The organism is Stenotrophomonas acidaminiphila (assembly GCF_001431595.1).
GTDB classification, from domain to species: Bacteria; Pseudomonadota; Gammaproteobacteria; order Xanthomonadales; family Xanthomonadaceae; genus Stenotrophomonas; species Stenotrophomonas acidaminiphila.
In genome coordinates this window covers 60,762-74,740 of record NZ_LDJO01000024.1, presented here as the reverse complement: position 1 = coordinate 74,740, position 13,979 = coordinate 60,762, and the positions used below count along the sequence as shown (strand labels likewise).

Annotated in this window: 13 protein-coding genes; 6 read left to right on the top strand and 7 right to left on the bottom strand. The window is 70.0% G+C overall.

All coding sequences use genetic code 11. The features are described 5' to 3' along the window. Window positions 1-21 precede the first annotated feature (21 nt). Window positions 22-585 (bottom strand): response regulator transcription factor, encoded by a 564-nt coding sequence (locus ABB33_RS07670; RefSeq protein ID WP_056931741.1) that lies wholly within the window; start codon window positions 583-585, stop codon window positions 22-24. Then, a complete protein-coding gene (locus ABB33_RS07665; RefSeq protein ID WP_056931740.1) occupies window positions 582-1,817 on the bottom strand; it encodes an ATP-binding protein in 1,236 nt (411 codons plus the stop codon). Before ABB33_RS07665 ends, ABB33_RS07670 begins: the two co-directional genes overlap by 4 nt. 83 nt (window positions 1,818-1,900) lie before the next feature. On the opposite strand from ABB33_RS07665, the gene ispG reads away from it, so the two are divergent. The 3 genes from ispG to ABB33_RS07650 all read left to right on the top strand — a co-directional run bounded on the left by ispG (window position 1,901) and on the right by ABB33_RS07650 (window position 4,753). Then, window positions 1,901-3,166, top strand: a complete 1,266-nt coding sequence (ispG, locus tag ABB33_RS07660) for a flavodoxin-dependent (E)-4-hydroxy-3-methylbut-2-enyl-diphosphate synthase (RefSeq protein ID WP_054668701.1) — start codon at window positions 1,901-1,903, stop codon at window positions 3,164-3,166. Then, window positions 3,132-3,845 (top strand): phosphatase PAP2 family protein, encoded by a 714-nt coding sequence (locus ABB33_RS07655; protein ID WP_248842450.1) that lies wholly within the window; start codon window positions 3,132-3,134, stop codon window positions 3,843-3,845. Before ispG ends, ABB33_RS07655 begins: the two co-directional genes overlap by 35 nt. A gap of 260 nt (window positions 3,846-4,105) precedes the next feature. Further along, window positions 4,106-4,753: a response regulator gene (locus tag ABB33_RS07650; protein WP_054668700.1), complete on the top strand. Its 648-nt coding sequence runs from the start codon at window positions 4,106-4,108 to the stop codon at window positions 4,751-4,753. Window positions 4,754-4,829: 76 nt separating this feature from the next. Here the strand turns inward: ABB33_RS07650 and rne are convergent, their stop codons facing one another. Continuing rightward, a complete protein-coding gene (rne, locus tag ABB33_RS07645) occupies window positions 4,830-8,015 on the bottom strand; it encodes a ribonuclease E (protein ID WP_056931739.1) in 3,186 nt (1,061 codons plus the stop codon). Between the two features lie 409 nt (window positions 8,016-8,424). Here rne and ABB33_RS07640 point away from each other — a divergent pair, with 409 nt between their 5' ends. Then, window positions 8,425-9,414, top strand: coding sequence for an RluA family pseudouridine synthase (locus ABB33_RS07640; RefSeq protein ID WP_054666331.1), 990 nt, complete (start codon window positions 8,425-8,427; stop codon window positions 9,412-9,414). Between the two features lie 81 nt (window positions 9,415-9,495). Here the strand turns inward: ABB33_RS07640 and ABB33_RS07635 are convergent, their stop codons facing one another. Both ABB33_RS07635 and ABB33_RS07630 read right to left on the bottom strand, forming a co-directional pair. Next, complete coding sequence (locus ABB33_RS07635; RefSeq protein ID WP_056931738.1) at window positions 9,496-9,909, bottom strand: energy transducer TonB; 414 nt, start codon at window positions 9,907-9,909, stop codon at window positions 9,496-9,498. A gap of 1 nt (window position 9,910) precedes the next feature. Beyond that, window positions 9,911-10,255 carry a 4a-hydroxytetrahydrobiopterin dehydratase gene (locus tag ABB33_RS07630; protein WP_054668699.1) on the bottom strand — a complete coding sequence of 115 codons (345 nt, stop codon included), beginning with the start codon at window positions 10,253-10,255 and terminating at the stop codon, window positions 9,911-9,913. 90 nt (window positions 10,256-10,345) lie between these two features. On the opposite strand from ABB33_RS07630, the gene ABB33_RS07625 reads away from it, so the two are divergent. After that, window positions 10,346-10,945, top strand: coding sequence for an NfuA family Fe-S biogenesis protein (locus ABB33_RS07625; RefSeq protein ID WP_054666326.1), 600 nt, complete (start codon window positions 10,346-10,348; stop codon window positions 10,943-10,945). A gap of 18 nt (window positions 10,946-10,963) precedes the next feature. Further along, window positions 10,964-12,679 carry a hypothetical protein gene (locus ABB33_RS07620; protein ID WP_152985009.1) on the top strand — a complete coding sequence of 572 codons (1,716 nt, stop codon included), beginning with the start codon at window positions 10,964-10,966 and terminating at the stop codon, window positions 12,677-12,679. 363 nt (window positions 12,680-13,042) lie between these two features. Here the strand turns inward: ABB33_RS07620 and ABB33_RS07615 are convergent, their stop codons facing one another. Together ABB33_RS07615 and ABB33_RS07610 are read right to left on the bottom strand one after the other, a co-directional pair. After that, window positions 13,043-13,504: a c-type cytochrome gene (locus ABB33_RS07615; RefSeq protein ID WP_054666321.1), complete on the bottom strand. Its 462-nt coding sequence runs from the start codon at window positions 13,502-13,504 to the stop codon at window positions 13,043-13,045. Between the two features lie 9 nt (window positions 13,505-13,513). Continuing rightward, window positions 13,514-13,924 (bottom strand): c-type cytochrome, encoded by a 411-nt coding sequence (locus tag ABB33_RS07610; RefSeq protein WP_056931736.1) that lies wholly within the window; start codon window positions 13,922-13,924, stop codon window positions 13,514-13,516. Window positions 13,925-13,979 lie beyond the last annotated feature (55 nt).

Sequence of the window (13,979 nt, the reverse complement as noted above, 5' to 3'; positions counted from 1 at the left end):
CCGGAGCGGCGGTGCGCAGCGTCAACGGTGCGGGTCGCGCTCCGGACTCGGCCGCTTGAGCAGCTTGCGCTGCAGCGAGCGGCGGTGCATGCCGAGCAGGCGTGCGGCGGCCGAGACGTTGCCGCCGGTTTCGTGCAGCGCCTGCTGGATGTGTTCCCACTGCAGGCGGCTGATCGGCGTCATCGCGTCGGGGGGCTCGATGTCCTCGTGCTCCTCGCCGTTCTCGTCGGCTTCGCCGAGCGCGCGCAGGATCATCGGCACCGTCGCCGGCTTGGGCAGGTAATCGTCGGCGCCAAGCTTGATCGCTTCCACCGCGGTGGCGATGGAGGCGTAGCCGGTGACCAGCAGGATGCGCATGTCCGCGCGCAGCGTGCGCAGCGGCTGGATCAGCGCCAGCCCGGATTCGCCGCCGAGCTTGAGGTCGATCAGCGCGAACGCCGGCGGCGACTGCGTGGCCTGCTCCAGCGCGCTGGCGATGTCGTGGGCGGTGACGGTCTCGATCTCGCGGCGGGCGAGGCTGCGCTGCAGGGTGCGCACGTACAGCGGATCGTCGTCGACCAGCAGGCCGTGGGAAGAGGAGGTCATGGATTCGCTTCCATATTGACAAGGGGCAGACGGAAACCGACGCGGGTACCGCGGCCTTCGGCCGGGCGCATCCACAGTTCCCCGTGCAGGCGTTCTATCGTGGCGTGCGACAGCGCCAGGCCCACGCCCATGCCGCCGCTCTTGCCGCTGTTGAACAGGGTGCCCGGCAGCGCCGCGTGGGCGGCGTCGTTGGCCTTGAAGCCGGGGCCGTAGTCGCGGACTTCGCCGTACAGGTGGTCGTCGCGGATGCGGATGTCCAGGTCCACCTGGCCATGGCCGGTCTGTTCGCCGGCGTCGGCGGCGTTGTTCAACAGCACCTGCAGCAGGTGGCCGACGCCCGGGTCCAGCGCCAGCTGCAGCGGTGCGTCGGCATTGCGCCGCAGGTGCACGGTCGGGCGCACCAGCCGCCATTGTTCGAGTACGTTGCCGATCGACACGCGGGCGCGGCTGCGCGCGCCTTCCGCCGGCGCCGCCAGCGCCAGGACCCGTTCGCGGCATTGCACCAGCAGGCCGCGCAGGGTATCCATGTCCTCCTGCATCGCCGGGTCGTCGGCGTACTGCTCGGCGATGTCGTCGGCCAGCAGGGTCATGGTCGCCAGCGGCGTGTTCAGTTCATGCGCCACCGACGCCGCGTGGGTGGCCAGGGCGACGATGCCCTCGTTGCGCACGAAGCGCTCGCGCAGCAGCGCCAGCTGGTTCTCGCGTTCGCGCAGCGCCGCGGCCAGCCGCGTGGAGAACACCAGCACGACCACGCTGGAGAGCAGGAAGTTGGCCGCCGCGCCCCACAGATGAAGGCTCATCGAATCGAAGTAGCCGCCGTGCAGCGGCAGCCCGAAGATCGCGCTTACCGCATAACCGGCCACGCAGGCCGCGGCCACCGCATGGGTCCAGCGCAGGGGCAGGGCCAGCGCGGCCAGTGCGATCAGGATCAGGAACAGCGAGCCGAACGGATTGGCGATGCCGCCGCTCCAGCCGACCATCCAGGTCAGCACGGTGACGTCCACCAGGATGTGGCCGAAGGCGGTGACCGGGGCAGGGTCGCTGTCGTGCACGCGCAGCTGCACGTAGAGGTTGAACAGCGCCAGCACGCACACGCCGCTCCACAGCGGCAGCTGCGGCAGGTCGAGCCCCAGCAGCCCGGTGGCGACCAGGATCGCGCTGGCCTGGCCGGCGGTGGCCAGCCAGCGCAGGCTGCACAGGGTGCGGAGGAACGAGGTATCCGGGGAATCCATGCGTGCATCGTAATGCGTCCCGGCCTACCGGCGCTCGCCGTGGTTCATGCCGGGACAGCGGCCGGCGCGCTAAAATGCGTGCCATGCACGACGCCGTCACCCGCCCGACTCCTCCCGCCGACGCCACCGCCTGGCCCCGCCGCATCACCCATGCCGTCGATATCGGCGGAGTGAAGGTCGGTGGCGGCCACCCGGTGGTCGTCCAGTCGATGACCAATACCGACACCGCCGATGTCGCCGCCAGCGTCCGCCAGGTGGCCGAGCTGTGGCGCGCCGGTTCGGAAATGGTGCGGCTGACCGTCAACAACGCCGAATCGGCGGCGGCCATTCCGCGCATCGTCGACAAGCTGCGGATGATGGGCATCGACGTGCCGCTGATCGGCGACTTCCATTACAACGGCCACCAGCTGCTGGCACAGGAGCCGGCCTGCGCCGAAGCGCTGGCCAAGTACCGCATCAACCCGGGCAACGTGGGCTTCGGCAAGAAGAAGGACACCCAGTTCGCGCAGCTGATCGAGTTCGCCATCCGCTACGACAAGCCGGTGCGCATCGGCGCCAACTGGGGCTCGCTGGACCAGAGCCTGGCGGCCCGGCTGATGGACGAGAACAGCCAGCGCGAACAGCCGTGGGACGCCGGCCGGGTGCTGCGCGAGGCACTGATCCGCTCGGCGCTGGATTCGGCGCAGACCGCGGTGGAACTGGGCCTGCCGCGCGAGCGCATCGTGCTGTCGGCCAAGGTCAGCGGCGTGCAGGAGCTGATCGCGGTGTACCGCGACCTGGCCAACCGTTCCGATTTCGCCCTGCACCTGGGGCTGACCGAGGCCGGCATCGGCAGCAAGGGCATCGTCGCTTCGTCGGCGGCGCTGGCGGTGCTGCTGCAGGAAGGCATCGGCGACACCATCCGCATCTCGCTCACGCCCGAGCCGGGGCAGCCGCGCACGCAGGAAGTCATCGTCGCCCAGGAACTGCTGCAGACCACCGGGCAGCGTGCGTTCACGCCCATGGTCACGGCCTGCCCGGGTTGCGGCCGCACCACCTCCGAATTCTTCCAGGAGCTGGCCAAGGTGGTGCAGAACCACGTGCGCGAGAAGATGCCGGTGTGGCGCGTCAGCCACCCGGGCGCGGAGAACATGACCCTGGCGGTCATGGGCTGCATCGTCAACGGCCCGGGCGAGTCGCGCCATGCCAACATCGGCATCTCGCTGCCGGGCACCGGCGAGGCGCCGGCCGCGCCGGTGTTCGTCGACGGCGAGAAGAAGGTGACGCTGCGGGGCGAGAACATCGCGCAGGAGTTCGTGGCGCTGATCGACGAGTATGTCGAGAACCGCTATGCGCGCGACGCAGGCTGAATCCCGCCGCGAAGCCGCCGGCGTGCGCGACTGGCTCGCGCACAACGCCTGGCGTCTGCTCGTGCTGTTCGTCTGCCTGCTGCTGCCGCTGGCCGGGTTCGTGGCCCTGGCCGAGGAAATCCACGAGGCCGAGTCGCTGTACTTCGACCAGGCGCTGCTGTGGCGCATGCATGGGCTTGCCTCGCCCGCGCTGGACGCGTTCTTCCTGCTGATGTCGCGGCTGGGCTACCAGTGGGGCGTGATTCCGCTCGACCTGCTGCTGGTGGCCGTGCTTGCATTCCGGCGGCGCTGGCGCAACACGCTGTTCGCCGCCACCGCCTTCGCCGGCTCGGCGCTGTTGAACATCGGCAGCAAGCAGTTGTTCCAGCGCGAGCGCCCGAGCCTGTGGGAATCGATCGCGCCGGAAAGCACCTTCAGTTTTCCCAGCGGGCACGCGATGGGGTCGATGACGCTGGCCGCCACCGCGCTGTTCCTGGCATGGAACACGCGCTGGCGCTGGCCGGTGGCGATCACCGGCGGCATCTTCGTGTTCTGCGTCGGGTTGTCGCGCGTCCATCTGGGCGTGCATTACCCCTCCGATATCCTGGGCGGCTGGTGCGCTGCGCTGGCGTGGGTGACCGGCGTGCATGTACTGCTGTTCCGTCGCCGCTGGTCGCCATCGGCTGCGGCGAAACCCTAATTGCCTGCGAGGGATGCACTGATGGCCGCACAACGCTGCGGCGCACAGCATGTCATGGCCGGTCACCCGGCGCCGATCACGGCCGGGTCATGCGTGGACAGGGGAGTTGTCCAAGTGTGCCGTCCCCATGGGGCGGGACCGGCTTCTTGACTGATAATGGGCGCGGCCTGCGCGATGGCGGATCCACCGCCCGGCTCCGGATGGCGGAGCTGCATGGCCGGCTGCGACTGTCACTGGGTGTCGGGGGGAGGAAGCGGGTAGTGACGATAACGGTATTTCTCATTGACGACCACGCGCTGGTGCGCACCGGTCTGCAGATGATCCTTGCCGGTGAAACCGGTATCGAGGTGGTTGGCGCCGCGGACAGCGGCGAAGCGGCCCTGCCGCAGATCCGCCGGCTGAAACCGGACGTGGTGCTCTGCGACCTGAACCTGCCGGGGCTGAGCGGGCTGGAGATCACCGAGCGCATCGTCAAGGGCGACCACGGCACCCGCGTGATCATCGTGTCGGTACTGGAAGACGGGCCGATGCCCAAGCGGCTGCTGGAAGCCGGTGCCTCCGGTTATGTCGGCAAGGGCGGTGACGCCCGCGAACTGGTGCGCGCCATCCATGACGTGGCGCTGGGCCGACGCTACCTGGCCAGCAACATCGCCCAGAACCTGGCCCTGTCCAACATAGGCGGCGACGAGTCGCCGTTCGACGGTCTCTCGCCGCGCGAACTGGAAGTGGCCCTGCTGCTGGTGCAGGGACACCGCCAGGAAGAGATCGCCCGTCGCCTCAGCCTGAGCGCCAAGACCGTCAACACGCACAAGTCGCGCCTGTTCCAGAAGACCGGCGTGCACGACAACATCGCACTGGCGCGCCTGGCTGCACAGTACGGCGTGGGCGATCCGTCGAAGGCGATATGACAGCGTCCGGCGGCGCCGGAGGCACATGAAAAAAGCGGCCCGTGGGCCGCTTTTTTCATTCCGGGACGCGCTGCCTTCAGGCGTTGCGGTGCGGCTCGTCCGGGTTCGGCGCGCTGGCCTCGGTCTCGGCCTCAGCCTCGACTTCGGCGGTGGCGATCGCAGCGGCTTCGGATTCAACACTCGTGGCCAGCGGTGCCTGGTCGCCGGACGCGTGCTGCTCGCCGGTTGCCGGCGCCGTCACCGGTGCCTCGGCGAACAGCTGTCCGTTCTCCGGCAGGGCCGGTTCCGGCGTGGCAGCCGGGACCGGCATCGGCTCTGCCGCAACCGCAACGGGTTCGACGGCCACCACCACTGACTCGACCGGCGCCGCAGGCTCGGCGACGGCCGCCGGCTCCGGGGCTTCCTGCTGCACGGCTGCAGCTGCCGGCTGCACGGCTTCCGCCACCGGAGCGACGACCGGTGCGGCTTCCGCTGCCGGTACGACGACGGGTGTGGCTTCCGCTGCCGGTACGACGACGGGTGTGGCTTCCGCCGTCGCCACCACGGTTTCCAGCACGGGTTCCGGCTGCGCGATGGCCGTGGTTTCCGGTTCGGCGGCGATGCCCACCGCCGCGATCGCGGCGGCAGGCGTTGCAGCGGGCTCGGCCTGCGGCGCGACAGGCGCTTCGGCGCGCGCAGGGCGCGGTGCACGTGCAGGCGCATGGGCGATAGCCGGCTCGTCGTCGAAATCGAACTCCGGCTGGGCCGCGGCCGGTACGGAGTCCGTTCCGGTGGCCTCGTTGCCGGCGTCCTCGCCCTCGTCGGCGATGTCGTCATCGTTGCCCAGCACGTCGGTATCGGCGTTGCCGGTGCCTTCGGCATTGCCGCGGCGACGGCGGCGGCCGCCACGGCGACCACGGCGGCGGCGGCTGGCGCCGTCGCCAGTGCCATCATCGGTAGCCGGGGCGGTGGTCTCATCGGTCGCAACAATGGCCTGCTCGGCGGTGGTGGTCACCGCTGCGGTGTCCTCTACGACCGGCAGCTGCACCTTGGCCGGTGCTTCGGTGGCGTCCGTATCCACGGTGGCGACCACGGTTGCCGCAGCCATGGCCGGGGCGGCTGCCACGACCGGGCGCGGGGCCTCGGCCTGCGGCTGCCGTGCCGGCTTTTCGCTGGCCGGCTGCACGGCCTTGTCCACTTCCTGCTGCGGCTTGGGCTGCTTGGGCTGCTTCTGCGGCTTGGGCTGCTGCTGTTCGTTGTTGCGCTGCTGCTTGCCCTGCGGGGGCTGCTGTTCGCCACGCTGCTTGGGTTGCTGCTGGCCGGCGTTCTGCTGCTGCGGGTTGCCGCCGCCGCCCTGGCGACGCTCATCACGACGCTCGTCGCGGCGCTGTTCGTCGCGACGGTTGCCGTTGCCATTGCCGCCGTTGCGTGCCGGCTGGCCGTTGGCGCCGTTGTTGCCGTTGCGGCCGTCGCGGCGCGGGTTGTTGCGCTCGTTGCGGTTGCCGCGGCCGCTGTCCTGGCGCGGCTGCGGCTGGGCCGGTGCCGCCGGTGCGGTTTCGCCACCGAAGATGCGCTTGAGCCACCCCATCACGCCGCCGCTTGCCGGCACGGCAGGCGCCGGTGCCGCGACCGGAGCCGGGACCGGCGTCTGTGCCGGTTCCGCGATCTCGCGCACCGGGGCCGGCTGGCTGTGCTTGACGTGGGTCACCGCCGGTGCCGGCGGGATGTTCAGCTGCGCCTTGGTCAGGGCGTGCACCGGCAGCTTGCGCGGGGTGCCGCGCTGGTAGCTCGGCCTGCCCGACTCCTCGCCCAGCTCGTTCTCGCGCAGGCGGGTGACTTCGTAATGCGGGGTGTGCAGCTGCTCGTCAGCGACGATGATGATCGGCGCGTCGTGGCGGCGCTCGATCTCGCGCAGCGCGCTGCGCTTCTCGTTGAGCAGGAAGTTGGCGATCTCGACCGGGGCCTGGACCAGCACCTGCCCGGTGTTTTCCTTCATCGCGTGCTCTTCGGCGACGCGGATGATCGACAGCGACAGCGACTCGACGCTGCGCATGCGGCCCTGGCCGTCGCAGCGCGGGCACACGATCTGGCTGGACTCGCCCAGGCTCGGGCGCAGCCGCTGGCGGCTCATTTCCATCAGCCCGAAGCGCGAGATGCGGCCCAGCTGCACGCGCGCACGGTCGTACTTCAGCGCGTTCTGCAGGCGGTTCTCGACTTCGCGCTGGTGCTTGTTCGAGGACATGTCGATGAAGTCGATCACCACCAGGCCGCCCAGGTCGCGCAGGCGCAGCTGGCGGGCCACTTCCTCGGCGGCTTCCAGGTTGGTCTGGAACGCGGTGTCCTCGATGTCGCTTCCCTTGGTGGCGCGGGCCGAGTTCACGTCGATGGCGGTCAGCGCTTCGGTCTGGTCGACCACGATCGAGCCGCCGGACGGCAGGCGCACGTTGCGCTCGTAGATCGCCTCGATCTGCGATTCGATCTGGAAGCGGTTGAACAGCGGGATGTCGTCCTTGTAGTGCTTGAGCTTGCGCAGGGTCTGCGGCATCACCTGCTGCATGAACTCGCGCGCGGTCTCGTACAGCTCCTCGGTGTCCACCAGGATCTCGCCGATGTCGGCGCGCAGGTAGTCGCGCAGGGCGCGCACGATCAGGCGCGACTCCTGGTAGATCAGGAACGGCGCGGGCTTGGCCAGCGCGGCCTCGGCGATGGAGCGCCAGACCTGCAGCAGGTAGTCCAGGTCCCACTGCAGTTCCTCGGCATCGCGGCCGACGCCGGCGGTGCGGATGATCACGCCCATGTCGTCGGGGATGTTCAGCTTGTCCAGCGCGTCCTTGAGCGCGGCGCGATCCTCGCCCTCGATGCGGCGCGAGACGCCGCCGGCCGACGGCGAGTTCGGCATCAGCACCATGTAGCGGCCGGCCAGGGAGATGAACGTGGTCAGGGCGGCGCCCTTGTTGCCGCGCTCCTCCTTGTCGACCTGGACCACGACTTCCTGGCCCTCGCGCAGCAGCTCGCGGATGCCGGCCTTGTTGTGGTCGACACCGGCCTGGAAGTAATCGCGGGAGATTTCCTTCAGCGGCAGGAAGCCATGCTTGTCACCGCCGTATTCGACGAAAGCCGCTTCGAGGGAGGGTTCGAGCCGGGTGATGCGGCCCTTGTAGATGTTGGACTTCTTCTGTTCCTTGGACGGCTGTTCGATGTCGATGTCGTACAGGGTCTGGCCGTCCACGATGGCCACGCGCAGCTCTTCGGCCTGCGTGGCATTGATCAGCATTCGCTTCATTGTGCGTTCCTCGCGCGCTGCTACCGCGCGGAACGCCATGGCGTTTCGCCTCTGGACACGGGTCGCCGCCCCTCGCGCAGGCGCGGGTAGGGCGGCTTGGGTTTCCAGCGCTACGACACCACGGCAGGCCGCGGGAGCGCTTGTGTTCTTGGTTTCAGGTGTTTCGGGGCCGGCGGCCGCTCCGGCCGTGGCCGGGGCGTCGCACGGGACATGTTTTTTCGTCCAGCACGGATGCTTTTGGCATCCGGCGATGGCCGGGAGCGCCGACGAGCCGCTAACATGGCCGCCCCGGGGGCGGTGGCCGCGCACTGTGCCGGATCCGTCGGAAGCCGGGCTTCTGGCCCTGATCAACTTCCAACGAAATCAAACCCTTATATCGCTCCCCGAGTGTAACAGAATAAACAGGCAGATGACTGACTCCGAAGACCGCCGCATACCGCCTGCGGGCAAATCCAGCGTGCGCCTGATCAAGGTTCCGGAAGACCGGGCCGGGCAGCGGCTGGACAACTTCCTGCTCGGCCAGCTCAAGGGCGCCCCGCGCAGCCTGGTCTATAAACTGGTGCGCAGCGGCCAGGTGCGGGTCAATGGCGGCCGAGCCAAGGCCGAGCGCAAGCTGGAGGCGGGCGAGGAGGTGCGCGTGCCGCCGGTCAATCTCGCCGAGGTCGGAGACAAGGCGCCACCGCCGGCCGGCTTCCTGCAGCGCATGGAGCAGGCCATCGTGTTCGAGGACGCGCGGCTGCTGGTGATCAACAAGCCTTCCGGGGTGGCCAGCCATGGCGGCAGCGGCATCAGCCATGGCGCGATCGAAACCATGCGCGCCCTGCGTCCGAACCAGGGGCTGGAGCTGGTCCACCGGCTGGATCGCGACACCTCGGGGCTGCTGGTCATGGCCAAGAAGCGCTCGGCGCTGTCCGAACTGCAGGCGCTGCTGCGCGAGGACCACGACGGCACCGGGCCCGGCGGCATCCGCAAGCGCTACCTGACCCTGCTGGTCGGGCGCATGCCCGATGGGGTGATGAGCGTGGATGCGCCGCTGCACGTGGGCCTGCGCCAGGGTGGCGAACGCCATGTGCAGGTGAATGCGGCCGGCAAGCCGTCACTGAGCCATTTCAGGGTGCTGGAGCGGCGCGGCGGTCATTCGTACTGCGAGGTGAAGATCGATACCGGGCGTACCCACCAGATCCGCGTGCATGCCCAGCACATCGGTCATCCGGTCGCCGGTGACGACAAGTACGGCGATCCTGCGGTCAACAAGCGGCTTCGCGAGCAGATCGGACTGAAGCGGCTGTTCCTTCACGCCGCCTCGCTGGAGTTTGCGCTCGATGGCGGCAAGGTGCCCTATGTGCTCAACGCACCGCTGGCGCCGGAACTGGCCGAGGCGCTGGACCGGTTGCGCTGATCCGGCGCGCATGCGCTGACGCCGCTTGGGCGGCATCGGGTCTGGTGCCCGTGCCGCCGCGCCGCATCGATGCGGGGGCGGTCAGCCGCCGCGGCGCATGCGCTCCTCGATGGCGAAGCAGCTGTCCGGCTTCGGCTGCGGCGGGTTGAAGCTCACCGGAACCTGGATGGTGGTCGGCACCGCCTGGCCATTGCGGGTGGCGGCCTTGAACTTCCATTCGCGCACGCGCTGGATCGCCGCATCGTCGAGCTGGCTGTTGCCGCTGCTGGTGAGCAGCGTGACTTCGGTCGGGGTGCCCTGCGGCCCGACCACGACCTTGAGCACGCTCTGTCCGCCGACGCCGCTGCAGGCCAGTTCGACCGGGTAGTCCGGCGGTGGCGTCTGTACCGCGGCCACCTCGGTGGGGGCGATCACCGGCGCGGCCGGTTCGGAAGGGCCGCAGGCGCTGAGCGCGATGGCGGTGGCGAGGGAGCCCAGCAGGAGATGCGCTTTCATGTCATTGCTCCACAAGTGCGGATGCCTTGGCGGCACAGATGAAATCGTTCTCGCTCAGCCCGCCCACGTCGTGGGTGGAAAAGCGGACGATCGCGCGGTCGTAGTGCACCCCCAGGTCGGGGTGGTGGTCCTCGCGGTGCGCGACCCACGCCAGGGCATTCACGAACGCCATGGTGCCGTGGTAATTGTCGAAGCTGAACGTGCGCACCAGGGCGTGGCCGTCCTCGGCCAGCTCCCAGCCCGGGACCTGCGGCAGCAGTTCGGCCAGCCGCGCCGCCCCGAGCCGGTGCTCGCTGCCCCTGCGCGGAATGCAGTGCGCCTGCGCGAGTGGAATCAGATCGGCCATGGGAATCTCCATCGACAAGGGGCTGAACGGCGCTGCGCGTGGAATCAGTGTCCCATCAGCAGTTGCCAAGACACGGCTAGAATACCCCGCATGATCCAGATTTCAGATACCGCACAGAGCCATTTCCGCAAGTTGATCGAACGCGAGGCCGTGCCCGGCATGGGCGTGCGCCTGAGCGCGGTCGAACCGGGGACGCCACGCGCCGACGCGCGCCTTGAGTTCGCCGAGCCGGCCGATCTGCTGGGCGACGAATGGGCGGTGGACTGCGACGGCTTCACGCTCTACGTGGCGGCCACCAGCGTGGCCTGGCTGGACGGCGCCGAGATCGACTACGTCACCCAGGCGGCGGGTACCCAGCAGCTGACCATCAAGGCGCCGAAGATCAAGGGCGAAGCGCCCGGCGAGGCGGCGTCGATGGTCGAGCGCGTGCATTGGGTCATCGAGAACGAGGTCAACCCGCAGCTGGCTTCGCACGGCGGCCGCGTCGCGGTGCAGGAAGTGTCCGCCGACGGCGTGGTGCTGCTGCGCTTCGGCGGCGGCTGCCATGGGTGCGGCATGGCCGACGTGACCTTGAAGCAGGGCATCGAGAAGACCTTGATGGCCCGCGTGCCTGGCGTCACCGCGGTGCGCGACGCGACCGACCACGCCAGTGGCCAGGCCCCCTACATTCCGCGCGGCAGCGCGGGCTGAGCCTTTCCGCACGTGCCGGTGACGACGGTTGCCGACCTGATCGACCTGCTGGCCGCCCGGCGCAAGGGCAGCCTCCTGCATGACCGCCGCACCGGTTTCCCGTACAGCTGGAGTGCCTGGCTGCGCGGTGGGTCGCCGGCGAAGGCGCTGGCATTCGCCGGCGCGGATGCGGCCGCCGCGGCGCCTGCATGGAAGGGGCCGCGTTCCCGTGGAAGCGGACGGGCGACGTCGTTTCCGCATGCGCTGCTGCAGGTGCTGCGCTGGGCAGGCGACGATCCGCCTGCCGGCGACCAGCGTCGCCTCCGCTGGTTTTCCGCCGTGTGCAGCGTGGCCCTGCATCTGCTGTTCGCAGTGCTGCTGGTGTGGGTGGCGCTGGTCCGCAGCAACGTGCCCGAAGCGGGGACGGACGCGGGCGAGCGCGTCCGGATCGAGTACATGGGCCGCGGCACTCCGGAGGACCCGGGCGGGGGAGCGCCGCAGGCCGCAGGCGCGCCGGCCACCACTGCGCAGGGGGCAGCGGCCAGCGCCGTAGCCGCTGCCGCGTCGCCGCAATCCCGATCACAGCCACAATCCGCGGCGCAGGACAGCAGCGCGTCGGAGGCAGCGCCGGCGGACGTGCCGCAGCCCGCGTCCGACACGCAGGCGCCGCAGCCGCTGCAGGTCACCGAGGTGCCGCGGCCGACCGGCGATTTCGTGTTGCCGCCGGCCACGGTGGCCGCGCCGGCGCTGCGCGTGCAGGTGCCTCAGGTGCGCGAGCGTACCGTCGAGACCATGCCGGAGCGGCCGGCGCAGGTGCGGGTGTTGCCGTTGCCGGATGTCGCCGCGCGGGCCGCGGCGATGCCGCAGGTGCAGGTGCGCGAGCGTCCGGTCGAGACCGGGCCCGTGCAGCCGGTGGCGATGGCGCAGGTCCGCCCGCGCGAGGCGGATGTGCGCCTGGCGGGCGCGGCGCCGGCGGTGCGCGAGCGGCAGATCGAAGCCGCGCCACGGCAACAGGTGACGATGGCCACGGTGCCGGCGCGCGAAAGCGGGGTGCAGGTTGCGACGGCAGACCTGCCGGTGCGCGAGCGGCAGGTGCCGGGTGTCGCCGATGCCGTTCCCGCGCCTGCCGCCGGTTCCGCTGCGGCGGCGCCGATCAGCCAGGGCGCCGCGGCGGGCGGGCAGGGGACGCGGAGTGCACCGCAACCAGGCACCAGCACGGGGGCCGGCCCGCGGCCGCAGGACCGCAGCGGCGGCTGGGCCGCGCCGGTCCGTTCGGACGATTGGGGGGCTTCGCAGCGGCAGGCATCGGGTGGCAGCGGCGCTGCGTCCGACGCTGGCCGCGGTCTGTACAACAGCGATGGCAGCGTGCGCCTGGCGGGCGATGCCGGAAAGGATGCGGCGCCCGCTGGCCGCGGTGCGCCGGGCGGCGGGTCGGACAGCTGGAGCCGCGAGCAGATCGATCGTGCCGGCACCTGGCTCAAGCGACCGCCCTATGACCACGCGCCGACCTCGTTCGACAAGTACTGGGTGCCCAACGAATCGCTGCTGGCCGAGTGGGTGCGCAAGGGCGTCAAAAGCATCGAGATCCCGATCCCGGGCACCGGCACCCGCATCTCCTGCGTGGTGTCCATCCTTCAGTTCGGCGGCGGCTGTGGCCTGAGCAACCCGAACATGCAGGAGCAGCCGGCCAGCGCGCGGCCACCGCCGGACGTGCCGTTCAAGCAGGAACTGCAGGAAGACAACGGCAGCCGTTGAGCGCGCGAAAGCGCGCGCGTGCCGCTGTGCCACGGGGCGTGGATGGTTATCGATCCCTGCCGTGTCGCAGGCTGCGTGCCACGGTGCGCATCAGATGCGCATCGGCAGCATGCCGCAGGCGAGCGGTGCGAGGAGTCCGGTCACTGCGGTCGGGCCGGCCCATGGCGGATGGGTGGCGGGCAGTTCCGGGCATGCGCGGATACCGGCGAATCCGGCCAGTGCCGCCAGCGGGGGAAACCAGGGCAGGGCGCCTTCGACGGGAGGGATGCATCGGCCACTCATGTCCGGCTGGGCGGTTCATGCCCAGCCAACCCATGCCGCCTGGATCAGTGGCGCCGGCACGTGTGGGCCGGCGCGCCGCGGCTACTTGAGGCCGTGCAGATCGCGCAGCTGGCTTGGGCGCGAGCCGAAGTAGGCCGCCAGGTCGGAGATGTCCTGGTCGCTCAGGCCGGCCGCCTGCGGCGACATCAACATGTGCTCGCGGTCGCCGCTGCGATAGGCCTGCAGGGCGTGGGCGAGGTAGTCGCCATACTGGCCGCCGAGCCGTGGATAGCCCGGATCGATCGGGGCGTTGCCATCGGCGCCGTGGCAGTCGATGCAACTCTGGCCGGTGGCCTTGCCCTTGCTGTTGGCCAGCTGCTCGCCGGCGGCGATGCGCCCCTGCGGCAGGCCGGCCGAAGAGCTGGAACCGTGTTCGCCACTGGCATGGCCGGGGTCGGCGGCGGACTTGCCGCTGGACTCCACCTCCGACTGGGTACAGGCGGCCACGGCGCAGGCAGCGAACAGTGCGATGGCGAGACGCGAAGCGTGCTTGGCTTTCGACATGAGCGGTGCTTACTTGAGAGTGGACAGGTAGGCGGCGAGATCAGCGATTTCCTGCGTGCTGAAGCTCATCGATTGCGCCTGCATGGTCGGATGCTTGCGCTTGCCTTCGCGGTATTCGGTCAACGCCTGGGCCAGATACTGCGCCGACTGCCCGCCGATCTTGGGCACGCGGTAGCTCGGGTAGGCGTTCTTGTAGCCGGTGATGCCATGGCACCCCTGGCAGGTGTAGGCCAGGGTACGACCGGCTTCGGCATTGCCTGCGGCCGACGGCGCCGCGGCGGCAGGCGCAGCAGCGGGGGCCGAAGCAGGCGCGGGAGCGGGAGCGGAAGGTTCAGACTGCTGCGGGTCGGCTTGTGCGGCGGCCCCGAAGGGCAGGGCCAGAGCCAGGGCGAGACATACGGCAAACGGCTGCGAGCGCATGGTTTCCTTGTCCGGTATGCGGGTCTGTTCGTTCCGCCGTGGGGACACGGAACGG